The sequence below is a fragment of the Mycobacterium sp. DL440 genome (genome assembly GCF_011745145.1).
Classification (GTDB): domain Bacteria; phylum Actinomycetota; class Actinomycetes; order Mycobacteriales; family Mycobacteriaceae; genus Mycobacterium.
This window is the reverse complement of the sequence record NZ_CP050191.1, coordinates 901,273-924,922: the sequence shown is the minus strand read 5'-3', so window position 1 is coordinate 924,922 and position 23,650 is coordinate 901,273. Positions and strand designations below refer to the sequence as shown.

The 23,650-nt window shown below is 65.2% G+C and carries 23 protein-coding genes and 1 pseudogene; 13 read left to right on the top strand and 11 right to left on the bottom strand.

Annotated features, from left to right (window positions below):
* Positions 1–338: 338 nt before the first annotated feature.
* Positions 339–437 (bottom strand): annotated as a pseudogene (locus tag HBE63_RS31295) (hypothetical protein); the annotation flags it as partial.
* 201 nt (positions 438–638) lie between these two features.
* On the opposite strand from HBE63_RS31295, the gene HBE63_RS04595 reads away from it, so the two are divergent.
* A complete protein-coding gene (locus tag HBE63_RS04595; protein WP_166903640.1) occupies positions 639–1,487 on the top strand; it encodes an NAD(P)-dependent oxidoreductase in 849 nt (282 codons plus the stop codon).
* A 10-nt stretch (positions 1,488–1,497) separates the two neighbouring features.
* On the opposite strand, the gene HBE63_RS04590 is transcribed toward HBE63_RS04595, so the two are convergent.
* Together HBE63_RS04590 and HBE63_RS04585 are read right to left on the bottom strand one after the other, a co-directional pair.
* Positions 1,498–2,439: an SAM-dependent methyltransferase gene (locus tag HBE63_RS04590; RefSeq protein WP_166903638.1), complete on the bottom strand. Its 942-nt coding sequence runs from the start codon at positions 2,437–2,439 to the stop codon at positions 1,498–1,500.
* 64 nt (positions 2,440–2,503) lie between these two features.
* Positions 2,504–3,331, bottom strand: coding sequence for an acyl-CoA thioesterase (locus HBE63_RS04585; RefSeq protein WP_371814915.1), 828 nt, complete (start codon positions 3,329–3,331; stop codon positions 2,504–2,506).
* Between the two features lie 101 nt (positions 3,332–3,432).
* On the opposite strand from HBE63_RS04585, the gene HBE63_RS04580 reads away from it, so the two are divergent.
* From HBE63_RS04580 to HBE63_RS04570, 3 genes are all read left to right on the top strand, one after another.
* A complete protein-coding gene (locus tag HBE63_RS04580) occupies positions 3,433–4,251 on the top strand; it encodes an SDR family NAD(P)-dependent oxidoreductase (RefSeq protein ID WP_166903635.1) in 819 nt (272 codons plus the stop codon).
* Positions 4,252–4,312: 61 nt separating this feature from the next.
* A complete protein-coding gene (locus tag HBE63_RS04575; protein ID WP_166903633.1) occupies positions 4,313–4,780 on the top strand; it encodes a Zn-ribbon domain-containing OB-fold protein in 468 nt (155 codons plus the stop codon).
* A gap of 100 nt (positions 4,781–4,880) precedes the next feature.
* Complete coding sequence (locus tag HBE63_RS04570) at positions 4,881–6,002, top strand: phosphotransferase (RefSeq protein WP_166903631.1); 1,122 nt, start codon at positions 4,881–4,883, stop codon at positions 6,000–6,002.
* Positions 6,003–6,035: 33 nt separating this feature from the next.
* On the opposite strand, the gene HBE63_RS04565 is transcribed toward HBE63_RS04570, so the two are convergent.
* From HBE63_RS04565 to HBE63_RS04540, 6 genes are all read right to left on the bottom strand, one after another.
* Entirely contained in the window at positions 6,036–6,461 is a 426-nt protein-coding gene (locus tag HBE63_RS04565) for a Zn-ribbon domain-containing OB-fold protein (RefSeq protein ID WP_081814220.1), read from the bottom strand.
* The gene (locus HBE63_RS04560) at positions 6,458–7,594 is read right to left on the bottom strand and encodes a nonspecific lipid-transfer protein (RefSeq protein ID WP_166903629.1); all 1,137 of its coding nucleotides are present in this window, start codon (positions 7,592–7,594) and stop codon (positions 6,458–6,460) included. Before HBE63_RS04560 ends, HBE63_RS04565 begins: the two co-directional genes overlap by 4 nt.
* Before the next feature lie 13 nt (positions 7,595–7,607).
* Positions 7,608–9,758: an acyl-CoA dehydrogenase gene (locus HBE63_RS04555; protein WP_166903628.1), complete on the bottom strand. Its 2,151-nt coding sequence runs from the start codon at positions 9,756–9,758 to the stop codon at positions 7,608–7,610.
* 19 nt (positions 9,759–9,777) lie between these two features.
* Positions 9,778–10,386 carry a nitroreductase family protein gene (locus tag HBE63_RS04550; protein ID WP_166903626.1) on the bottom strand — a complete coding sequence of 203 codons (609 nt, stop codon included), beginning with the start codon at positions 10,384–10,386 and terminating at the stop codon, positions 9,778–9,780.
* On the bottom strand, positions 10,386–10,751 hold the full coding sequence (locus HBE63_RS04545; protein ID WP_036450334.1) for a DUF4286 family protein: 366 nt from the start codon (positions 10,749–10,751) through the stop codon (positions 10,386–10,388). The genes HBE63_RS04550 and HBE63_RS04545 overlap by 1 nt, the downstream gene beginning before the upstream one ends.
* A 104-nt stretch (positions 10,752–10,855) precedes the next feature.
* Positions 10,856–12,460: a class I adenylate-forming enzyme family protein gene (locus HBE63_RS04540; protein ID WP_243858505.1), complete on the bottom strand. Its 1,605-nt coding sequence runs from the start codon at positions 12,458–12,460 to the stop codon at positions 10,856–10,858.
* Between the two features lie 161 nt (positions 12,461–12,621).
* On the opposite strand from HBE63_RS04540, the gene HBE63_RS04535 reads away from it, so the two are divergent.
* The 3 genes from HBE63_RS04535 to HBE63_RS04525 are packed head-to-tail and all read left to right on the top strand — an operon-like array spanning position 12,622 to position 15,799.
* A complete protein-coding gene (locus tag HBE63_RS04535; RefSeq protein WP_166903624.1) occupies positions 12,622–13,542 on the top strand; it encodes a TIGR03619 family F420-dependent LLM class oxidoreductase in 921 nt (306 codons plus the stop codon).
* Positions 13,543–15,201 (top strand): pyruvate, phosphate dikinase, encoded by a 1,659-nt coding sequence (locus HBE63_RS04530; protein ID WP_166903623.1) that lies wholly within the window; start codon positions 13,543–13,545, stop codon positions 15,199–15,201. It begins immediately after the preceding gene.
* Positions 15,194–15,799: a MarR family transcriptional regulator gene (locus tag HBE63_RS04525; RefSeq protein WP_166903621.1), complete on the top strand. Its 606-nt coding sequence runs from the start codon at positions 15,194–15,196 to the stop codon at positions 15,797–15,799. The genes HBE63_RS04530 and HBE63_RS04525 overlap by 8 nt, the downstream gene beginning before the upstream one ends.
* A gap of 33 nt (positions 15,800–15,832) precedes the next feature.
* On the opposite strand, the gene HBE63_RS04520 is transcribed toward HBE63_RS04525, so the two are convergent.
* Together HBE63_RS04520 and HBE63_RS04515 are read right to left on the bottom strand one after the other, a co-directional pair.
* Positions 15,833–16,825, bottom strand: coding sequence for a 6-phosphofructokinase (locus tag HBE63_RS04520; RefSeq protein WP_243858503.1), 993 nt, complete (start codon positions 16,823–16,825; stop codon positions 15,833–15,835).
* Positions 16,826–16,830: 5 nt separating this feature from the next.
* Positions 16,831–18,462: a PEP-utilizing enzyme gene (locus HBE63_RS04515; RefSeq protein WP_166903619.1), complete on the bottom strand. Its 1,632-nt coding sequence runs from the start codon at positions 18,460–18,462 to the stop codon at positions 16,831–16,833.
* A 201-nt stretch (positions 18,463–18,663) separates the two neighbouring features.
* Here HBE63_RS04515 and HBE63_RS04510 point away from each other — a divergent pair, with 201 nt between their 5' ends.
* The 6 genes from HBE63_RS04510 (at position 18,664) to HBE63_RS04490 (ending at position 23,629) form a co-directional block, all read left to right on the top strand.
* A complete protein-coding gene (locus HBE63_RS04510; protein ID WP_166903617.1) occupies positions 18,664–19,479 on the top strand; it encodes a mycofactocin-coupled SDR family oxidoreductase in 816 nt (271 codons plus the stop codon).
* Positions 19,480–19,722: 243 nt separating this feature from the next.
* Positions 19,723–19,917 carry a ferredoxin gene (locus tag HBE63_RS04505; protein ID WP_036446970.1) on the top strand — a complete coding sequence of 65 codons (195 nt, stop codon included), beginning with the start codon at positions 19,723–19,725 and terminating at the stop codon, positions 19,915–19,917.
* Positions 19,914–21,122 carry an NAD(P)/FAD-dependent oxidoreductase gene (locus tag HBE63_RS04500; RefSeq protein WP_243858501.1) on the top strand — a complete coding sequence of 403 codons (1,209 nt, stop codon included), beginning with the start codon at positions 19,914–19,916 and terminating at the stop codon, positions 21,120–21,122. The genes HBE63_RS04505 and HBE63_RS04500 overlap by 4 nt, the downstream gene beginning before the upstream one ends.
* Positions 21,119–21,997: an NAD(P)-dependent oxidoreductase gene (locus tag HBE63_RS31125; RefSeq protein WP_208301305.1), complete on the top strand. Its 879-nt coding sequence runs from the start codon at positions 21,119–21,121 to the stop codon at positions 21,995–21,997. The genes HBE63_RS04500 and HBE63_RS31125 overlap by 4 nt, the downstream gene beginning before the upstream one ends.
* Positions 21,990–22,406, top strand: a complete 417-nt coding sequence (locus HBE63_RS31120) for a carboxymuconolactone decarboxylase family protein (RefSeq protein WP_208301304.1) — start codon at positions 21,990–21,992, stop codon at positions 22,404–22,406. Before HBE63_RS31125 ends, HBE63_RS31120 begins: the two co-directional genes overlap by 8 nt.
* Complete coding sequence (locus HBE63_RS04490) at positions 22,403–23,629, top strand: cytochrome P450 (protein WP_166903615.1); 1,227 nt, start codon at positions 22,403–22,405, stop codon at positions 23,627–23,629. The genes HBE63_RS31120 and HBE63_RS04490 overlap by 4 nt, the downstream gene beginning before the upstream one ends.
* Positions 23,630–23,650 lie beyond the last annotated feature (21 nt).

Genomic DNA, 23,650 nt, shown 5'->3' with positions numbered 1-23,650 from the left:
GACGCGGCATCAGTGTCCGACGCCCCGGTGGATTTCATCCGCCGGGGCGCACGCACGCCATGACGGCGATGGGTCAAGCCTGGGACACCCGATTGGTTCAACCGGAATCGCGTCACGATCGATTTACCGACAGTAATACTGTTCACCTCCGAACCCTCTTCCCACAGTGGGCATTCCGCGCATATCGGTCCTGCGTATCGCGAAGTACCAGCGCCTCACACGCCTGACCTATTGAGCGCGTGGATGATTCGGGCAGCAGGAGGCAATCGCGTACCTGTTGACCTCAACGGCGACAAGGCCACCGGGTGGGGTCGCGGTCCCGTTTGGACTAGGTCGGCGGGTAGGCCCGGTGGCGGATACACGCCTCGCAATGCCCACGGTAACCAGTTGAAGAAGTACTCGACCTCGTCGCTCGCGTCGTAGTCAGGATTCGGGTCCATATTCCACCCCTCCCCCTCCGCGAGCCGCTTTCGGAACATTGTATCGTTGCAATCCGACAATGTAATAACTATTTAACTGTTTATCTTTCAGTGGCTTGAAGCCTGCGTCGGGATGGGAGCGCGTCGGCACGAACCATTCGCCCCCTCACCCGCCCCGGCGCCAAGCTCAGCGCACACCCAACCTCCAGGAGGACCGACATGCCGCTTTCCGGGAAGACCATGTTCATCTCCGGCGCCAGCCGCGGTATCGGCCTGGCGATCGCCAAAAAGGCCGCCGCCGACGGCGCCAACATCGCGCTGGTCGCCAAGACCGCCGAACCTCATCCCAAGCTCGAGGGCACCGTCTACACGGCCGCCAAGGAGATCGAAGAGGCCGGCGGGCAGGCCCTGCCGATCGTCGGCGACGTGCGTGACGGCGACTCGGTTGCCGCCGCAGTCGCCAAGGCCGTCGAACAGTTCGGCGGCATCGACCTCTGCGTCAACAACGCCTCGGCGATCAACCTCGGCTCCATCGAAGAAGTACCGCTCAAGCGCTTCGACCTGATGAACGGGATCCAGATCCGCGGCACCTACGCCGTGTCGCAGGCCTGTATCCCGCACATGAAGGGCCGGGAGAACCCGCACATCCTGACGTTGTCCCCGCCGATCCGGCTGGAGTCCGAGTGGCTCAAGCCGACCGCATACATGATGGCCAAGTTCGGAATGACGTTGTGCGCGTTGGGCATCGCGGAAGAAATGCGTGAAGCCGGCATCGCGTCGAACACTCTGTGGCCGCGCACCCTGGTGGCCACCGCCGCGGTGCAGAACCTGCTCGGCGGTGACGAAGCGATGGGCCGGGCCCGCAAGCCCGACGTGTACGCCGACGCCGCGTATGCGATCTTCAACAAGCCCGCGCGGGAGTACACCGGGCAGAGCCTGCTGTGTGAGGACGTGCTGCTCGCGAACGGCGTGACCGACCTGTCGGTCTACGACTGCGTGCCCGGCTCGGAGCTCGGGGTCGACCTCTGGGTGGACACCCCCAACCCGCCCGGATACACCGGCCCGTAGCCGCGGAGCCTCAGCTCAATCGCCCATCGACGAAGATGCTCTCTGGGATCCCGTCGTCCAGACTGGCTGGTATGGAACGGTCATTGCGGGCCAGCAGGTCGACTGCGCTCACACCGGTGGCTTGCCAACCATGTGCGGTGAGCCAGTCGACGACTTCGGTGCGCTCCTCCTCGTAGAGCAGATTGCCGGACGCGGCGATATCCTCCCGGCCCAGCTTGGCCGCCGCTTCGCGGTACCGCTGCATCTGCTCCTCGCGGCGCGCGAAGCTCTCGGCGCTGAAGAACTCATTGCTGAACGCCTCCACCGCCACCCGGCTGCCCGGCGCGCTCAGCTCCGTGATCCGCTCGAACAGAACGTCCTGCGCGTCGGCCGTCAGGTAAGGCAACAGCCCTTCGGCCGACCACGCGGTCGGCGCCGCAGGATCGAAACCAGCCGCGCCCAGGGCCGCCGGCCAGTCGTTACGCAGATCGATCGGAACACCTACATACGTCGCCAGCGGCGATACCCCCCGCGCTTCGAGGGTCGCGAACTTGAAGTCCAGCACCTTGGGTTGATCGATCTCGTACACCACGCTGCCCGCGGGCCAATCCAACCGCCAAGCCCGTGCATCCAGACCCGCCGCCAGGATCACCGACTGCCGGATGCCGGACGCCGCCGCATCAGCGAAGAACTCGTCGAAGAACAATGTGCGCGAGGCGGTGTAGCCCATCATCGCCTGCATCCGCTCTTTGAAGCGCGGGTCGAGCTCCGCCAGTTCAGCGGGCAATTCTTCCAGCCGCAGGTACATGTTCCAGAGACCGTCGCCGGCGGCCTCCAGAAACATCTGTGCGTACGGATCGCGGATCAGCGGGTTCTCGCTATTTGTCTCTGCGGCCCGACCCGCCGCGACACCCAAGGCGGTGGCACCCACACTCTCGTTGATGTCCCAGGTGTCGTTCTCTGTTCTAGCCATGCTTGCCCCTTCGGCGTCTTCGTCCGCACACTACGGATGGACTGCAAATTATTATATAGGCTAACTACATGCGAGGCGGCGGGAAATAGATCTCCTGGGCGGCCGAGCACACCAGATCGCCGGCCCGGTTATAGATCGTGCCTGTCGCCAGAGCCCGTCCGGCAACCCCCGCGGGCGAGGTCTGTTCGTAGAAAAGCCAGTCCGAAAAGTCCGCAGGGCGGTGGAACCACACTGTGTGATCGAGCAGGGCCGAGATGTCATATTGCGACTTCCGCATAGGCCCGAGGGTGGCCTCCACCGGCGTGAGAGCGCTCTGCAGGGTGAGGACACAGCTGTTCACGACGAGATCCTCCGGAATCGCGCCCCTGGCGCGCAGCCAGATCCGACTCACCGGCCCCGCTGGTTCGCCTGAGTCCATGGCGATACGCGGCGGCGGATCGACATACCTGACGTCGAACGGCCGCTCGTCGACCCACCAGCCGCCGAACTCATCGGCGTAGGGCGCGAGTTGTTCCTCGATGGGCGGCAACGACTCCGGCGGTGGCGCCGGCGGCATCGTGCGCTGGTAGTCGGCAGACACAACGCCCGCGGTGAACGACGCGAGACCCTCCATCAGCACCTCACCGTCCTGGGTGGCGGAGATCCGGCGGGACGAGAACGTGCCGCCGTCGCGCAGTCGGGCGACCTCGAACCGAACTGGCGAGCGCGCGTCGCCACGGCGCAGGAAGTACACATGCAGACTGTGCGGATGACGCCCCTGCACAGTCCTGCTGGCCGCCATCAACGCTTGCGCGGCGATCTGCCCACCGACGATGTGGTGGTTCGGCGGATCAGGCTGAGTGCCTTCAAAGGTGTCAGGCCCGAGAGCTGAGAGCTCGAACAGGTTCAACACATCCGCGAGCGTTACTAGCATTCGACTCCCAATCACCGTGTCACAAAAACACTAAATAGTTTACTGTTTGTGAAACATGGTGCGGAGGAGGGCGCGACAACGTGCGGATCATCGTCACGGGTGGAAACAGTGGTGTCGGCCGAGCAACCGCGGCCGCGCTGGTCGCGGCAGGCCACGAGGTGGTGATCGCCTGCCGAACCCTCGACAAAGGACACGAGGCCGCGGCATCGATGTCGGGTGACGTCGATGTACGCGAACTCGACCTGGCGGATCTGACCAGTGTGCGCAAATTCGCCGACACCGTCGATTCTGTCGACGTGCTGGTGAACAACGCGGGCGTACTGGGCCTGCCACTTACTCGGACCGCTGACGGTTTCGAAGCCCATATGGGTACCAACCACCTCGGCCACTTCGCCTTGACGTGCCTGCTCGGGGACCGAATCCTCAATCGGGTGGTGTCGGTGGCCAGCACCAACTATTCGACTGCACGGATTCACTTCGATGATCTGAACTGGGAGCGGCGTCGCTACAACCCATGGGCGGCGTACGGGGAATCGAAGCTGGCAAACCTGTTGTTCGTGCGTGAGTTGACGGCGCGCGGAGTGACCGCCTACGCCTCGGATCCGGGGATGACGAACACGTCGATCACCCGTGACGGTTCGGGCGTACTGCAGTGGGCCGGCCGAGTGATCTCCCCGCATGTCGCTCAAAGCCCGGCAGACGGTGCGCGTTCCACCATTCACGCGATCACCACGACACTGCCCAACGGGACCTACCTCGCCCCGCGCGGACTCATGCACCAATGGGGCAAGCCGAAGCCCACCAAGCTCAAAGACAAGGCCCTCGACCCTGGCAGCGCACGCCGACTGTGGGACCTGTCTGCGGAACTGACCGGCTCCCAGTGGCAGGGAGCGCTGTGAGCATCGACCACATTCAGCGACGGGTCATAACCCGGTCGCTCAGCACCACGGGAGGCACGAAGTGACAGTAGATACCGGGTACCAGCGGCCGCAGCTTCGGCTGGCACCGAGTCCGACCGCCGAATCGCGGGCCTTCTGGACCGGGGGCGAACGGGGTGAGCTGCTGATCAACCGCTGCCATGGCTGCGGGCACTTCTTCCATCCCCCCGGCCCAGCTTGCTGGCGCTGCCGCAGCACCGATGTCGCGCCCGAACCGGTCTCCGGGCGCGGGAAGGTGGCGACCTATACGGTCAACCGCCAGCCGTGGATCCCCGGCTTCGAGCCGCCCTACATCGTGGCGATGGTGGAACTCGAGGACGAACCCGATGTCCGACTGATCACCAATGTGGTGGGAGTGTCGGAGGACGACATTCGAATCGGCATGGCCGTCGAGGTGTTCTTCGAGGACTGGACCGCCCTCTCGGGTGCCGAGGAAAGTCGGGTTTGGCTGCCGCTGTTCCGTCCGGCCGGCGCGAGCGCCACGGCCTGACCTCTGGCGCGGAGCCGCCCCGGCATTTCGACCGCGGCCGCCACTCATCCTGCTAGTGTGACAGTTGACTGTCATGTTTGATGCTTGAACGAGGATGCCGATGACGAGCCAAGCCTTACCTGTGACCCTGCGATCCCCCGACGACCTGACACCCCAGACGTTGACCTCCCTGCTGCGTCAATCCCATCCCGGTGTGACCGTCACCGATATCCGGGTACGGAGGACCTGGCAGGGGACCACCTCTCACCTGCACCTCGACGTCGACTACGACTCGCCCGAAAACGGTCTGCCTCGACAGCTTTTCGTAAAAACACAGTTGAGTACTGTGCACAATCTGCCTGCCTCGGTAGACGAGTCGCTGTCGGAGGGCGGCGGCGGTACCGTGCTGCTGGACGACGAGACGAGGTTCTACCGCGACCTGCGCAACGATCTCGACGTCGAGACCATGACGACCTACTTCGCCGACCACCTCGACGGTCCGTCCCAGTTCCTGGTGGTCGGCGAGGACATCACCCTGCGAGGCGCCCGGGTGCCCGACGCGGTCGCCGGTCTCTCCGTGGAACAAGCCGATCAGTTGTTGGCGACGTTGAGCAGAGTGCATGCGCCATTTTGGGAAAGTCCGCGGCTACGCGAGGAAGGCGATCTGGCCTGGCTGCAGCATCCCCAGACCGGAGGATTCGCACAGTTCCTGCGCACCAACGGTTTCCAGATAATCCGGGCATTTCTGGAAATTCCGTACAAGAAGGAATTGCTTGACGCGGCGGGCGAGGACACAGACTCTATGGAAGCGGCGTTCTGGGCGTTGCAGGCCTCCGTCGCCGCCGGCCCGGTCACATTGCTGCACGGCGACCCGCATCCGCGCAACACCTACACACTGCCGGGCGGTCAGATGGGGGTCCTCGACTGGCAACTGGTTCGTCGAGGTTCGTGGTCACATGATGTCGGCTACGCGTTGATCGGCGCGCTGCCGCCCGAGCTCCGGCGCAGCCACGAGCGTGAACTGCTCGACAACTACCGGGCGCGACTGACCGAAGCTGGTGTCGTGTCCGCACCGGACCGTGAGCAGATGTGGACCGCCTACCGTCAGAGCCCGGCGTGGGGATTCTGCATGTGGGCGATCACGCCCGACCAGATGTACTCCGTAGAGGTCGTGCAGGCGGTGTTGGGCCGATTCGCCGAGGCTTATTCCGATCTGGATACCGGCGCGCTGCTCACTGCCTAGCCCGTCTCACCTGCCTTGCGTGTGCTCGCGGAACTAATTGGGGACGAATTCGGGTATGCGGTAGCCACTTTCCCCGAGCTCGGCGATGCGCAACCTGACTTGTTGACCGATTCGTACGTCCGCAGGATCGGCGTCGATGACGGCGTTGATCCGCAGTCCGGGTTGTTCGGCGAGCTCGATCAGCCCGACGACGTAGGGCGGTACGCGGCCCGGCACGAGTGCCTGGCGCACCACGATGTAGCTGAACACCGTGCCTTCGCCGCTGACCTCCTCGAAATGCACAGGGCCGCCGGTGTAGCGGCTGCGCTCCAACGGTGGATGGATCCACTTGCCGGTGTCGTCGCAACGGCACAGCATCAACGTGCCGTTCTTCAGCGCCTCCCAGTACGGCGCGGTATCGGGGTCAGGTACCGGAATCGGTGGCAGAAGTGTAGGACTCGTCGCCGCGGTTGATGTCATGGTTTCTCCCTGCTGTAGACATTGGCCCCACCGAACGATCCCCCACCCGCGGTGACCAGCGCCAGTTGCGCGTTGTCGACCTGACGCACGCCGGCGGCATGGCGTAGCTGCACCGCCGCCTCGTAATGGTGGTTGAGACCGTGGATATACCCCTCGGACAGCAGGCCCCCGTGTGGGTTCACCACCACGTCGCCGCCATAGGTGGCACGACCCGTGGCGAAGAACTTGCCCACCTCACCCTTCTCGCAGAAGCCGAACCCCTCCATGGTGGCCATCACGGTGTAGGTGAAGCAGTCGTACATGCACGCCACATCCATATCGTCCGGCGTCAGGCCCGTCCTCGCCCAGATCTTCGGACCGGCGGTGCGCGAATACATCTCGGTGGGATCGTCCCATTCCGTCCAGCCCGCTCCCCCCTGGGAGTTCGACGATCCGACCAGCCACATCGGGTCCTGCTTGCAGTCCCGGGCGATGTCCTCGCCGGTGATCAGGATGGCCACCGCGCCATCGACTTCCGACGTGCAGTCCAGCACCCGGAACGGCTCATTGATCCACCGGGCGGCGAGGTAGTCGTCCATGGTCAGCGGTTCGCGGCGCAGCGCGTGGTCGTTGGGGCCGGCATGTGCACGTTGAGTGATGGCAATCTGGCCGAGATCCTCTGATGTAGAACCGTATTCGTGCTGATGTCGACGGGCCCACATGGCGAACCACTGCGGGGGCACCATGAAGCCCGATGCGGTGTCGAACTGGTCATGGTGGGGTACCTGCATCGGCCCTTCGATGTGGCCGAAACGATAGCCGGAGCGCCCGTTGAGCGAGCGGTACACCAGCACCGCCTTGCACATCCCGGCCTCGATCACGGCGGCGGCCGTGGCGATCTGGTCAGCCACCAGGTTCCCGCCGCCGTACATGGCGTTGGCCCATGCCAACTCGTCGATTCCCAGTGCCCAGCCGACGAAGATCGGCTGCTCGGAGTCGTTGGCCATGTAGGTACAGATGCCGTCGACGTCGGCAGGGGTGAGACCCGCATCGGCGATGGCGTCACGACACGCGGCCACCGCCATCGCTCGGGTCGTGCGACCGGACTTGCGTGAGTACTGCGTGCGTCCGATACCGACGACGGCACAGGTCATATTGTTCTCCGATCTACCTGGGCGCCGGATCGCGCGGCAACCCGAGAATGCGTTCTGCGATGAGGTTTCTGACGATCTCCGACGTGCCGCCTGCAATCGTCAGGCACCTGCTGAACAGATAGTCGTGCACGACGGTGGGCTCCTCGCCGAGAAGGATGGCCGGTCCGGCAAGTCGCAGCGCGAGTTCGGCGACCCTTTGGGCGTGTTCGGCACCGAAGAGCTTGGCAATGTTGCCCTCGATGCCGGGTCCGGAGTCGAAGACCGCCCGGGCGGCCTGCCGCAGGTTCAACGCCGCCAGCGTGTATGCCTCGATCAGCAGCGCACCGACGTCGCGCGCCAGGCCAGTGTCACCAGGGCGGTGCGCTGTCAGCAGATCGATCAACGCGTCGGCAGTCATCGTGACGGACCCACCGCCTATCGATACGCGTTCGTTGCCGAACGCCGCCATCGCCACGCCCCAGCCCGCGTTCACCGGGCCGACCACATCGCGATCGGGGACGAACACGTCATCGAAAAAGACCTCGTTGAACAACGTCTCACCGGTGATTTCGGTGAGCGGGCGGATCTGCACCGCCGGATCGGCAAGGTCGATCACCATCGCGGTGATGCCCTTGTGTTTGGGGACATCTGGATCGGTACGCACGGTGGCGAGTCCACGCTGGCAGTTCACCGCATCGCTGGTCCACACCTTCTGACCCGTTACCACCCAGCCACCGTCGACGCGGCGGCCTTTGGTGGCCACCGCCGCGGCATCGGATCCGGCGCCGGGCTCGCTGAAGAGCTGACACCACCGCACCTCGCCCTCCAGGCTCGGCCACATCAGCCGCTCGATCTGTTCGGCGCTGCCATGCTGCAGCAGCGTCGGCACCACCCATTCGCCGAGGCCGAGGCTGGGTTTGTCGACGCCATCGAGAACTTCCTCGATAATCAACTGCTCGGTGCTGTCGGCGTTGCGACCGTATGGTTCGGGCCAGTGGGGCTGCAGGTATCCACTGCGCGCCCAGAGCTTCTGGGCGCTCTCGGCGTCGGCAGCCTCGACTTCGGCACGGAAGTCGTTCGCCGCCTGCCGGTACTGCTCGGCCTCGGGGGGCAGGTCCACGGAGTGACCCCGCCGCACTCCGTGGACCTGCAACTCGACAACCCGGTCGCGCAGCGCCTCCTGGTCACCCGCGAAGGTCTGCAGCACCGTCGCCCGCCTGACATAGAGGTGGGCGTCGTGTTCCCAGGTGTAGCCGATCCCGCCGTGTACCTGGACGTTCAGCAGCGCCACCCGCTGGTAGGCGGCCAGGGCGTGCCCGGCGGCCATCCCCACCGCCAGTTCGGCCTCCGCGCCTTCGGCTCGGGCGGCGTCCCAGGTCGCTGCCACCGCCAACTCCGTGTCGACCAGCATGTTGGCGCAATGATGTTTGACCGCCTGAAAAGAGCCGATGGGCCGGCCGAACTGCTCACGGGCCGCGGCATACCCGGTGGCCATCTCCGTGCAGGCGCCGAGTCCGCCGACCGCCTCCGCTGCGGCCAGCAGGCGAATGAGGCGGGCGGCCGCCGCCGCAGCGCCGGGGAACACCTCAGCGATCTCAGCCGACGCGAGGCTGACCACGGTGACGGGCCTTAGGAGCAGGTCGACCGAATCGATATTCCGCGTGCTCACCCCGTCACCTGATCGGACCAGCACGAGATCATCGCCCACCGGCAAAAGGAACACGTCGGCGGCCGCCTCAGCCAGGGTAGGTACCGCGAGGGCTGTGACGCGCGAATCTGCAACAGCCGCATCACTCTTGGTGCCGATGCCGGCCACAATGTCACCGGACGCCAGCTGGGGCAGCCAATGCCTGCGCTGCTCGTCGGTGCCGATTTCGGCGATCACCGCCGACACTGCGACAGTGGGCAGGAACGGGCCGCCGATTGCTGCGCGTCCGAGTTGCTCCAGCACGATGGTCAGTTCGGGCAGTCCATAGCCCTGGCCGCCGTACCGCTCGTCGATGTGTAGGCCGAGCCACCCGGTGGACACGATTTCTTTCCACAGTCCGTCTTCGGTCCACCACCTTCCGACGGTGTCAGGCCCGAGCAGAATCCGGCGGGCGCCGGCAACGCCACCGCGCCCGGCCACCATCGCGCCGGCCACCTCAGCGAGCGCGCGATGATCCTCGGCTATCGCCAATGCCATTGACATATCTCCATTCTCGTCACCAGGGTGTCCCGAACCGCTCGCGGTAGGTCACCGACGTGGCCGGGCGACGACGGGGCGGTGAAAGTTTCTTGCTGGGTTGACCCACATAAACCGCGGCCATCGGATTGAGGGTGGCGGGCAGCGCCAGCAGTTCACGCACCCGGTCGATGCCGAATGTGGTCAGTCCGGTGGTCAGGCATGATCCGTAACCGAGGTCGTTGGCGGCGAGCAGCAGGTTCTGCACGGCCGGGTAGATCGAAGACGGTGCATGGATCTCGGCGACCCGCTCGATATCGGCGCACACCACCACGACGACCGGCGCTGCTGCGAATCCGCCTTTGGCGAACCCGTATTCGAGATCTGCAACGAGCACCTTGTCGTCAAGGCTCTGCTTGACGAAGTCACCACCGCCGCCGTTCCAGGTCTCAGTCCACCAATCTGCGAGCAGTTTTCGACTCTGCGCGTCGCGGACCACGATGAATATCCAAGGCTGCGTGTTCTCCGCGCTCGGTGCGTGGACGGCTGCGGTGAGCATCTGCTCGATGTCTGCGTCGGGCACAGCTCCGGTCGGATCGAAGCGCCGGCACGCGCGTTGCGCCGCAATACGGGTAAGCAGGTCTCCCATCAGCGCGACGCCGCTACACGTTCACCACGCGGTGTCCATCCAGTGAGAGAAACGGTGCTCAGATCCAGCCATTCCCCCAGCGTGAGGGTGCCCGCCATGACCCGTTTCAGGAACTCCGCCATCACCGACTCCGGTTCGCCGTCCAGTTCGTAGATCACCATGTAGCGGTGCGTGGCCGGCGGTAGCTGCGCCGGCAGATCCTGGTCATCCGGGACCGTCAGTTCTGCGATGTCATACCGCTGGGCCGCCACGACCCCGGGAACGTCCAGGACCTCGGGCAGATGCTGCGTGTCATACCACTTGTTGAATGCCGTGTCCTCACCCTCGATCGGGTTGGTCAGCACAACGAAGAGGTTTGAAGCCATTGAAAACACGCCTTTCGGGTCGGCCAGTGCTACCAGCGACACTATGACAGTTGACTGTCATAGTCAACGACTGACCGCAGCCCTCGGCGGCGACGAACACCTCGTCACGGACGCTCGAAGTGCTCCCTGCGAAGTTCGGCTTTGCGGACTTTCCCCATCGAGGTGCGGGGCAGCGCATCGACGATCGCCAGCCGCTCCGGAGTCTTCTGTCTAGCGAGGCCCGACGCGGCGAAATGGTCACGCAGTTCGTCGAGATCCAGTGCGACTCCGGGCTTGAGGACCACCACTGCGGCAACCACGTCGCCGTAGCGCGGATGTGGCGCGGCGACTGCGGCGCCCTCAGCGATCGCGGGATGTGCGTTGAGAACGTCCTCGACCTGTCCGGAGGAAATGGTTTCACCGGCGCGGATGATGACGTCTTTGATGCGGTCGGTGATGGTCAACCGTCCGTTGGTGTCCAGATGCCCCAGATCGCCGGTTCGGAACCAGCCGTCGGCGGTGAACGCAGCCTTATTGAGAGCCGGGTCTCGGTAGCCGATGAACTGGTCCGGCCCCTGGGTGACAATCTCGCCGTCGGTACCGGCCGCTTGTTCACTGCCGTCCGGGCCGACGATCCGCACCGTCACGCCGCGCATCGGCTTCCCGTCGGTGCCCATCCGAGCCGGGGCCGCATCGTAGGACCGGGCTGCGGTAATGGTGGGCTGCTCGGTGGAGCCGTAACACCGGTAGGTATTGATTCCGGCTGCGGCCGCACGCCGGCCTTGATCCTCTGTAACGGTGGCCGCTCCGACGAGGAATTCCCGCAGACTGGCCAGCCTCTCACCGGTGTCGCCGAGGTCAAGCAACCCTTCCAGGTGGAACGGCGTACCGGCAGTGGCCGATACCCGATGCCGGTGGATCAAGTCGACGGCGGTCGCGGGATCCCAACCGTCCATGAAGACCGAGGATGCCCCGGAGATCAGCGGCCGCAGTAGAGCTCCCACCCCCGCGATATGGCCCGGCGGAAAGGTAACCAGCTGGACCACGTCGTCGCCTCGACTCACGAGGTCGGGCAAGGTCTGCTGCTCGGCGAGCATCGAATTGTGGCTGTGCTGAACACCTTTGGGAGCCGACGTGGTGCCTGAGGTGTAGATCAATACTGCTACGTCATCGGCCGACGGCGCCGGACGTCGGTATTGGTCACCGGACAGTGGCGGCCAAGCCAGATAGCCCTCGCCGGGTGCTGCGTCGACAACCACCACCTGTTGCAGCGTGGGAATCGTCGAGAACTCGCCTACCCGGTCGAGGTAGCACACTGACCGGAACCGGGCGGGCATGATCAGCACCTTTGCCCCCGACTCGGCCAATATGAACCCCACCTCGTTGGGACCGTAAATGTGGATGATCGGTACCAGGGTGGCTCCGCACATCAACACTGCCTCGTAAGCGACGGCGCACTCCAGCCGGTTGGTCAACTGCACCGCTACCGCATCACCGACTCCGACACCCAGCCGCTGCAGGCCGGCGGCTACCTCCTGCGACTGCCGCAGGATTTCCACCGGAGTCGTGGTGGTTTCGACACCGTCGGCGACGAAAACCACAGGAACATCACCATGTTCGGCCGCCCCGAACGCCAGGGCGTCGATGAGGGTGCGCTCGGAGTACCAACCCTCGCGGTACCACCGGTCACCCAGAACGGCGTGGTCAAACCGGGCCGGGACAACTTCCATGCCAGACATCATGCGCTTTCCGTACCCCTGCCGACCATCAAGGGGCCTCGACGGTTGACTGTGACAGTCAACTGCCATAGCGTTCTGAGACACGGATCCGAGCGTGGCGGCGGTGGTACGTACCCTGCGGTGTTGTTCAAATCGAAACTGGGAGTCTGGCAATGCGATTCACTGTCTATCTGCCCAACTGCATGCACGTGGCCGCCATCACCCAACCCTGGGAGCACGACCTGGGCGGGCGGGATATCGCCCACGTGGCGCAGCGGTCCGAAGAGTTGGGCTACTCGATGGTCTTCCTGCCCGAGCATTTCTTCACACCGGCATCTCATGTCGAACTCTCCGGGGATCACTATTTCGACGCGACCACCGCGCAGGCCTATATTGCCGGTGCCACGTCGACCATCACCATCGGGTCGATGGTCACCATCCTCCCCCTGCACAACCCGATCGTCGCCGCGAAGCAGATCGCGACGCTCGACTGGTTCAGCGGCGGTCGCGCGCAGACCACCGTAGGCGTCGGCTGGCTCAAGGAGGAATACGACGCCATCGGCGTCCCCTTCAACAAGCGGGGCCGGATGACCGACGAGTACCTCGAAGCCATGTTTGAGTTGTGGCACAACGATTTACCGAGTTTCGACGGAGAGTTCGTCACGTTCGACGACATCGCCTTCGGACCCAAGCCGATTTCCAGACCCCATCCGACATTGTGGATGGGTGGAGACGCCGATGCGGTACTGCGCCGGGCGGCCCGCTTCGGCGACGGCTGGGCGCCGTGGCTGACCAAACCCGACGAGCTACCCGCCAAACTGGACTACCTGCGGTCCCAACCGGGTTTCGATGACCGGCCCTTCTCGGTGTTCTACAGCCTCGCGGTGTTGTCCATCGGCCAGGAGCACGCCATTGTCGACGACTCCAACGCGCAATTCGGCCAGAGCGCTGAGCAGGTCATCGACAACTGCAACATGCTCGCCGAGCGTGGCGTCACCGACACCTGGGTCAACCCCCCACCTTTGAACGACTTCAACGCCTACCTCGACCACATGCAGTGGGTGGCTGAGGAGATCATCCCCAAGGTCGGATAAATGCGGCCGAATGCGGGGACAACCTCGGAATTCGGCGCCGTACCGCATCTCGACGGGGCCTACGTAGTCCAGCTCGACGGTAGCGCGCGTGGGTCACGTAACACCCTCGGCAACAAGGGCTTCGGCATCAACCTGATGCGAGGCCTCGGGCTGCCCGTACCTCCCGCGTTCTGTGTATCCACCGACGTGTCCGCAGCGCTGATGGCAGGTGATGGCGAAGTCCTGGATCGTATCTGGCCCGACGTGCTCGACAAGCTCTGCCGGCTGGAGGCCGAGACCTCGCGTACGTTCGGCCACGGCCCGCGGCCCCTGCTGCTCAGCGTCCGATCCGGTGCTGCGCAGTCGATGCCGGGCATGTTGGACACGGTGCTCGACCTCGGAGTCGACGACGAAGTCGAAAGGTCACTGGCCGCACACACCCCACCGGGATTCGCCGCCGACACCCGCTCCCGGTTCCAGACGATGTACCGCAGAATCGTGCTCGGCGCGGACGCATCCGCCGCAATCCCAGACGACCCGTTCGTCCAGCTTCGCGGCGCGATCGAAGCAGTGTTGGCGTCATGGCACAGCCCGCGCGCCGAGGCCTACCGCGCTCATCAGGGCCTGGCCGACAACGCGGGTACCGCGGTGGTGGTGCAGGCGATGGTGTTCGGCAACCTCGGCGAAGACTCGGGCACCGGGGTCCTGTTCAGCCGTAACCCGGCCACAGGCGCCGACGAACCGCTGGGCGAATGGCTGCCCGGAGGCCAGGGCGAGGACGTGGTCTCGGGCACCTCTGACTGCCTGCCACTTGATGCGTTGCGCGCCGCGCGGCCACGGGTCTTCAGCGAGTTGATCGCGGCAGCGGACCAACTCGAACGGCTGGGTCGCGACGTCCAGGACATCGAGTTCACGGTCGAGGCCGGCCAGCTGTGGCTGCTGCAGACCCGGGTGGCGAAGCGGTCCCCGCAGGCCGCCGTCCGGCTGGCGCTCAAGTTCCGCGGCGCCGGCCTCATCGACGACGCCGAAGCAGTACGACGGGTCACCCCAGAGCAGGTCCGCACATTACTGTCCCCCGCACTTCAACCCGAAACACGTTTGGCGGCAAAGCTGTTGGCCAGTGGTTTGCCAGCCAGTCCGGGCATCGCATCGGGCACGGCCTATGTAGACATCGATGACGCGCTCGATGCCGCCGACGCAGGTGAGGACGTGATCCTGGTCCGCACCTCGACCAGCCCGGATGACGTCGCCGGGATGATGGCCTCCCGCGCCGTCGTCACAGAACTCGGCGGCACCACCTCCCATGCCGCCGTGGTGAGCCGCGAACTCGGCCGACCTGCCGTGGTGGGTTGTGGCGCAGGCGTGGCCGCCGCTCTCGATGGCAAGGTGATCACGGTCGACGGAGGCGAGGGGGAGGTGCGGGAAGGCGCCCTGAAGTTGACGGCGTGGTCCGAGCGCGACCACCCCGACCTCACTGCGCTGGCCGCACTCGCCCGCAGCGTCAGCCCCTTGCGGGCCCATGTCACCGGTACGCATCCGGTGCTCACCGACGCGGACACGGCCGCGGTGCGCGACGCATTGGCAAGCGGCCGAACCGACGTGGTCTGCGACAGACCGTTGATCGCCATGCTGACCGCGATCCAGCTTGCCGACCACCACAGGAGGTCCGACGATGGATGAGCTGACATTGCTGCAGGCCGTTCGGCTCAAGGGGCGGGTGCGGCCTGCGGCGCTCGCCGCCACGCTCGACGAGAACGAGGCCACAGTGAATTCGGCAGTCCAGCAGCTCACCGAGGCGGACCTGGTGGCCGGTGGCTCGACCGTCCGATTATCCCCCGCCGGGCGGGCCCGTCTGACCGAGCTGCTCGCAGTCGAACGGCACGACCTAGACGGTGACACGATCATGCGGTCATATGCGGAGTTCCGCAGTGTGAACCGCGATTTCAAGTCGCTGGTATCGGCCTGGCAGCTCAAGAAAGGCGAGCCGAACGATCACACCGACCCTGATCACGACGCGGCCGTGCTGTGTCGGCTCGACGACGTTCACCGCGCGGTGCTGTCCATTCTGGCCGCTGTCGCCGCAGAGCTTCCGCGCCTGGACGCCTACACCGACAAGTTGTCGGCGGCGCTGGAGCGGATACGGGCCGGAGACACCAGCTGGTTCACCCGACCGCTGGTCGACTCGTATCACACGGTGTGGTTCGAACTGCATGAAGAACTCATCGGCGCGGCCGGGCTGACTCGCGCGGACGAGGCCGACGCCGGGCTGGACCAGTAAACGGCTGTCCAGCCTGCGCCGAGAGTCAAATCGTCACCGTCCAGCGGGATCCGTGAGATTCGACCTCTCGATGTAGGCATGGCCGACTTCGCCGGCCCATGTCAAGTCTGCCCAGCTGACCGTGTAGGCCCGAGCTGGATCCATCACCCCGTAGGGCAGTCCGTCGGCCATCGACAGCCACAACGACGAACGTACGAAGCCCTGCATCGGAGCTCCGTCGAGTGCGCATGTGAACCGCTCACCATCGCGCTGGAGCAGCGGGGATTGCGGGATTTGTTCCAGTGCAACATGTCCGAGGACACCGTTGGTGACCGTGTATGCACCTTCGAGAGTGGTATGCCCATCCCGAGCCCAATAACGACACAATCCGAAAGCACGCCCGCTGGGCATGACTCCCCCGGCGATCACGTGACCGCCCCAGTCGGCCAGGGTGTCGGCACCACGCGGTCCACGGGAGTGGTCACGCCAGCCGCCGCCGTCGAAATGCGATGCCACCCCATCGACCGTCACCTGACCCGTTACCCGGGTGAGTTGCTCGTAATGCTCTCGGGCCCAACTCTGCTTGGACATACCGTCGCCCGCGGTCGCGGCGTCCCACACCGGGGTGACGCATTCCACTTCGAGATCGAGCCGGACATGACTCTTGGGCCCGTCGCCAAGCAGGCCGGTGCGCATCTCGTCGTACGACGAACGTAGGCAGAACCCGTCAAACGTGATGCGCCACTTGCAGAATGGCTGCTCGCAGCGGAATTCCAGGTTCGCGCCCGCAGGCTGTCGTTCCGGAACCGTGCGGTGGTAGGCCCACATGCTGAGCACACCCTGGTCTTCGGGAAGCGCAATGAGCACCCGGTCTTCCCACATCTCCCACATGTCGGCGACGGTGCCCAGATGTAGCCACATCCCGATGTCGCTCACCGGATCGTAAGGGGTGAACAACAGGTTCTCGGTCCACCCAGGCACATCGGGGCATGCCCGCACCGTGCTCTCGCTCTCCATGCTCAGCCCGGCCGACATCACACTCGTCACTCCCGTCAACTCGGTTGTCCTTCCTTGTCCAATCCGCCCGAGCGCACCAGCACGGCGACTTCTCCGGTGCCACCGTCCACCCGGACCACGTCACCGCTGCGCAGTGCGCGGGTGCCGTTGCCGGTTCCGACCACGCACGTGATACCCAGTTCGCGGGCGACGATCGCCCCGTGACTGGCTGGACTGCCGATATCGGTCACCAGCGCACCGGCGAGCGAAACCAGTGCCGTCCAACCAGGGTCGACGAATCTGCAGACCAGCACCTCACCGTCGGAGAGAACGTCGTCGGAGTCGGCATCGAGCACCACCCGCACGGTGCCCTCGACCACCCCGGGGCCGGCCGGCGTGCCCCGCACAGCGCCACCGGAGTCAGCGTCCTCGAGGGCGGTCGGCTCCGGCATTCCGGTGAAAATGACCGGAACCTCCACCGCCCGGTACTCTTCGCGCCGCTGCCTGCGGAAGGCAACGAGCGCGCGTGCCTCGCGCGGCAACGGTCCGAGCAACTCGGCAGTAGTGAGGTAGAAGGTGTCGTCGGATGAATCGAGCGCACCCGCCGCAACCAACTGTCGGCCGAGCGCGACTGCGGCGGCCCTGGTTCCGTCGACTGCGGTGAGGAAGCCGGCCTTGGTGAGTTCCACTGACCGCACCTGAAACCCGGTGAACTGCAGCAACCGCCGGAGCAGGCTCCGCCGCAGTGCGGGTAACCCCGCCAGCAGTTCGGCTTCCGCCTGCTCCCGGGCAGCCACCGCACGGTCCGCCCGCGCCCGCGGGCGTTCGGCTTCTGGCCTGCCCGCGTGCACCGCGGCGATGCGGAGTACAGCCTCGGGATCTTCCCGCCACGAGTGCCCGATGACGTTGCCCTCGTTGGGGCCGTGGAATCCATGCCGCCCGATGAACTCGGCGATGGAGAGTTCACCCTGCCCGACTGACCACACGTCATCGGCGAGTCGGGTCTCGATGACTCCGCCGTACCCGGCGAGCAAGGTCGGGACGAGATCCGAGCGGCCCAGCCGACCGGTTATCGACTCGACTTGGGAGCGCAACGTATTCAGAATCATCCGAGTGCGGATGTGTGCCCGCATCACGCCCGTGAACCTGTCAGCGGAGTCGGCCAGCAGGGCTCCGGGATCGACAGGGTCACCCGGCAGCACCTCAGCACGCCACCAGGCCATCTGGTGATCGTGTACTCGCTGGGGTGCCCAGCGCTGCCGGATGGCGGCGAGCGGCGCTTTCACCGCAACAAATGGCAGCCGGGTTGGATCACTTCTGGTGGGGATGGCATTGGCGCGCACCGAACCCAACAGGTCACGTTCAAAGTCGTCGCCTGTCGTACCGGGGAGAAGCCCGGCCAGCTCACGGGCGCGATCGACGTTCATCGCCTGCCTGCCGTAAAAGCATGCGGTCGCCCATTGATTCGGATCGTCAGGCACGGCGAGTGCCGAACGCGGCAGTACGCCGAAATCGTAGATGCCCGCGCGAGACGCACGTTCGACTCCGCCGCCCCAGAGGGACCAGCACAACGGGGACAGGATGTCCGGTGTGGCTTCGCCGACGTTGGTCAACGTCCACATCCGGTCCGGCTCGCTGCACCCCCGAATCGGGTCCGTCAAGTCGGCTGACACACCTTCGTCGGCCATGTTCCTCCTGAGCCTTGGCCCTCCTGGACCTTCGTGACAGTCCACTGCCATTCTTGATGCCGATTCTGACACGTACTGACGTTGCTCGTCGCCTATTGACCGAAGCCCGTGGCTCGTTGACTGTGACAGTTGACTGCCATATCGTTCCTAAGTACATAGCCCGTGCGGTCGCCGCAGCGCACACCGTCAAAGGAGCTTCAGATGGGAAACCTCGACGGCAAGGTCGCATTCATCACCGGCGCCGCCCGCGGGCAGGGCCGTGCCCATGCGCTGCGCCTGGCCGCCGAGGGCGCCGACATCATCGCACTCGACATCTGCGCCGATATCGAGTCGATGGACTACCCCAATGCGACACCTTCCGACCTGGACGAAACCGTCAAACTCGTCGAGGGCGCTGGGAGACGCATCGTCGCCCGCCAAGCCGATGTGCGCGATGGGGACGCGGTGGAGACCGTGCTCGCCGAGGGCGTCGCGGAGTTCGGGCGCGTCGACATCGTGCTGGCCAACGCGGGCATCATTCGACTCGGCGCCGGCGCAGACGACCGCCGGGTGTTCCGCGACATTGTCGACGTCAACTTGACCGGTGTGTGGAACACCGTGCGCGCAGCGCTGCCCACGATGATCGACGCCGGGCGAGGTGGCTCCATCGTCATCACCAGTTCCAGCGCCGGGCTCAAAGCCACCGGCACCGACAGGGCCGGCGGGCAGGCCTACGCGGCCGCGAAGCGGGGAATCGTCGGATTGATGCAAGTGTGGGCCAACGACCTCGGCAAGTACTCCATCCGCGTCAACACCATCCACCCGACCGGCGTCGCCACCGGGATGGTGATGAACGAGGCGATGGGAAAGCTGCTCGAAGCGGGCGACGTCGCGATTGAGGCCATGCAGAACGTACTTCCCATCCCGATGCTGATGCCCGAGGACGTCGCGGGTGCCGTCGCCTTCCTGGTGTCCGAGGAAGCGAAGTTCATCACCGGTATCACGTGGCCACTGGACGCCGGCTTCGCTGTTCGTTGACTTTGCGACGGATCGGGCGCACGAGAAGGCCGCGAGGACGGCCGTTCGGACCCGACGCCGCAAACCACCGGTAACCGCCGGTCGAACCCCACTGGGAGCGCCGTGTCGGCGCGCCCATTCATTAGCACATCTATTGATTGTGTGCTGAATCACCTCGCCAACCCCGCCTGGAACGCACTTCGCGGTATACCCTCGCCCTATAACTAAACTTAGTTTATTTATAGCGACGAAGGAGCTGAGACTGTGCACATCACCGTTGACGAGACGAAGTGTTGCGCCGCGGGCCAGTGCGTATTTGCCGCGCCGGACATCTTTGACCAGCGAGAAGACGACGGGATAGTCATTCTTCTCAACGCCGACCCGCCCGAAGATCAGTGGGAGGGTGCGCGCCAGGCAGCGGCGGTCTGCCCGGCGGTGGCGATCGAGGTCCGGGAGTGACCGCCGACGCAGGCATCGTCGTAGTCGGCGCGTCCGCGGCCGGCCTTTCGGTTGCCGAAACGTTGCGTCGCGGTGGCTTCGACGGACCGATCACCCTGATCGGCGAAGAGAACCGGCTCCCCTACGACCGACCGCCGCTGTCCAAGGAGGTGCTGGCCGACGCGTGGCCCGAACACAGACTGGAGCTGCGCGAGCCGGACAAAATCGCCGCACTGAATCTCGACCTGCGACTCGGCGTGCGCGCCGACTCATTGGACGCGGCGAGCCGAGCGGTCACGCTCTCCGATGGATCACAGGTGCGGTACCGCGACCTGGTCATCGCCACTGGAGTGCGTCCCCGTCGACTGCCCGGCACCGACGGGGTCGCAGGTGTACACGTCCTGCGCACCCTCGACGATGCCCGCCGTCTACGGACAGAGCTGGCCCGAAATCCGCGACTGGTGATCGTCGGCGCCGGATTCCTCGGCGCCGAGGTGGCCTCGGTGGCCCGCACCGCGGGGGCAACGGTCACTCTGGTGTCCGGTGTCGACGCTCCGCTGTCCGATGTGCTGGGCAACGAGCTGGGACGACTCCTCATCGACGTACACGTCGAACACGGCGTCCGGATTCACGCCGGCGTCAAGGTGGTCGGCATCGTCACTGAAGGCGGTCGAGCCACCGGTGTTCAGCTGGCAGATGGCACGACACTGGCCGCCGACGCCGTACTGGTCTCGATCGGCTCGATCCCCAACACGGAATGGCTTGCCGGCAGCGGCATCCCGACCGGCGATGGCGTGCTCTGCGACGAATACTGCCGAGCCGCACCGGGCGTGTGGGCCGCGGGCGACGTCGCGTCCTGGTATCACGTCGACATCGGTGAACGTATTCGCGTCGAACATCGCACCAACGCTGCCGAGCAAGGTCTTGCCGTCGCTCGCAACATCCTCGCGGGATCCAATCCCACCCCGTTCGTCCCGGTCCCCTACATCTGGTCGGACCAGTACGACCTGAAGCTCCAGATCTACGGGCTGCCGCGCGGCGCTGATTCGTTCACGGTCACCGACGGCAGCATCGGTGACCGCGAGCTGGTCGCCGTCTACGGCAAGGGTGGCCGCGCCCGAGCGGCCGTCGGCATCAACATGATCCGGCCTCTACGTACCGCCCGGTCACTGGTGGCAGCACGGGCCGACCTGACGTCCATCCTCAACGAGGGAGTTATCGCATGAGCACCCAAACAGAAGACGCCACAGTAGAATTCACACGAACCGCACCGCGTGCCGGCGTCATCGGACTGGGCATGATAGGTGGTGCCGTCGCGGTCGGCCTCGCCCGGAGCGGCCGGACGCCGGCGGTCTATGACATCCGCCCCGACGCCTCCGCCGGACTTGCCGGGGTGCCCGCCCCCGCGACATCACCGGCTCAAGTGGCCCGCGACAGCGACGTGGTGCTGCTGGCCGTGGTCGACGCCGATCAGGCCCGCCAGGTGCTCTGCGCCGACGACGGGGTCCTCTCGGCCGCTCATTCAGGCCTGATCGTGGTTCTGTTGTCCACCGTTGCCGTGCCCGTGGTGTACGAGCTCGCCCAGACATGTGCGAAAAAGGGTGTGGCCCTGTTGGATTGCGGTGTAACGCAAGCAGTGCCGAATGGTCTCGTCGCCATTCTGGGAGGCGATGACGCCACGGTCGCCAGCGCCATGCCGGTGCTGTCGGACTTCGCCAACGACGTGGTGCACTGTGGGCCGCTGGGCGCCGGAATGGCGACCAAGATCGCCCGCAACATCATCACCTACGGCACCTGGCGCGCCGTCCACGAGGCGGCCATGGTGGTGGAATCCGCCGGCGTCGATCCGGCGAAACTGATCACCGTCGTCGAGGACGCGGATCCCGGCGGCACCACGCTGTTTTCCTGGTTGCGCAACCAACTCGCGGCCGAGGAAAGCACACGCGAGATGGTGCCGCAGGTTCGCCGGCTGATGGACAAGGACCTCGCGGCAGCCCAGGAACTCGCGTCAAGAAGCGCCATCTCCGTTCCCCTCGTCGACGCTGCCCGCGCCAACGGCGCCGAGACCTTGGCCATCCCACAGAAGGAATCTCATGAGTGAAACGAGCGAACTGGGCCGCAAGACCATGGACGCGGTCTACGGAGCGGGATTCTCCAAGACGATGCCCGAAGTGTCCAACCCCATGCTGGACGACACCATCGACCACCTCTTCGGCGAGATCTGGAGCCGTCCCGGTCTCTCGATCCGAGACCGCCGATTACTGGTCATCGGCGCGACCGCAGCGCTGGGCCGCGCTGACCTGATCGAGATCCAAGCCCGAGGAGCGCTCGAGAACGATGAACTCACCCCCGGTGAGCTCCGCGAGGCCGTCCTGCAGCTGCATTACTACGTCGGCTGGGGCAACGGCACCCAGGTCAATCAAGGCGTCGAGGCCGCCATCAGCAAGCACGAGGTCCGTTCCAACGACCTCGCTCACTCGGATCCAGAAGACAAGGAGCACAACCAATGACAACCAGCATTCGCGAAATGCCGATCGAGCGGGAACAGCTTCTCGACCCACCCCTGGCGTATCACCAGCTGCGCGAAGACCAACCCATTGTCCGGATGCGGTTCCCCAGTGGACGCATCGGCTGGCTGGTCACCCGGTTCGAGGAGGGTAGTCAGGTCTTCTCCGACCCACGGCTGAGTTCACAACGACCACGGCACGATGTCGCAGAAGAGGACGGCGTCGACCCCAACGACAACGATTCCGCCGAGGCCCTGCCCCCGACGTTCAACTCGATGGACGCCCCCGACCACGGGGCCTACCGGCGGCTGCTCTCAGGGAAGTTCACGCCCAAGTCGGTGCAGGCCAACCTGCAGCCCTACATCGACACCATCGTCACCGAGCATCTGGATGCCATCGAGGCGCAGGGAGCAGACGGCACACCTGTCGACCTGATCGAGCAACTCGCGCTGCCGATTCCGTGCCTGGTCATCTGCGAACTTCTCGGCGTGCCCTATCAGGACCGGGACAAGTTCCACCATGCCACCGAGGTGATGATGGACACCAGCAAGCGCCGCGCCGAGCGCGACACCGGCGCGCACTGGCTGATGGAATACATCACCAAGCTGGTCGCCGAGAAGCGCGCCGACCCCGACTCCGATGGTCTGCTCGCCGAGTTGATCCGCAAGAGTGAGGAGGACGGGTCCATCCTGTCCGACGAAGACCTCATCGGCATCGGCGTGTTGCTGCTGTTCGCCGGCCACGACACCACCATGGCCATGATCGGTCTGTCGGCACTGACGCTGCTCACCCATCCTGCTCAGCGCCAGGACCTTGCGGACCATCCGGAGAAGATCGGTACCGCCATCGAGGAATTGCTGCGTTATCTGACGATCGTCCAGTTCGGATTGGGCCGCACCGCCAAGGAAGACCTGGAGATCGGTGGCCAAGCCATCGCTAAGGGCGACCTGGTGGTGGTCGCCATGCCCGCAGCCAACCGCGACCCACGGGTGTTCGACAACCCGGACGAGCCGGACTTCGACCGGAAGATGACCCGACACCTGGCCTTCGGTTACGGCGTACACCAGTGCCTGGGCCAGAACATCGCCAGGGCCGAGCTGAAAACGATCCTCCCTCAACTGTTCGCCCGATTCCCCGGCCTGAAGTTGGCCACCCCGTTGGACGAGGTCGAGATGGACACCTACGGGACCAACTACGGCGTCAAGAAGATGCTCGTCACCTGGTGACGATTGCGGTTCGGCCCGCCC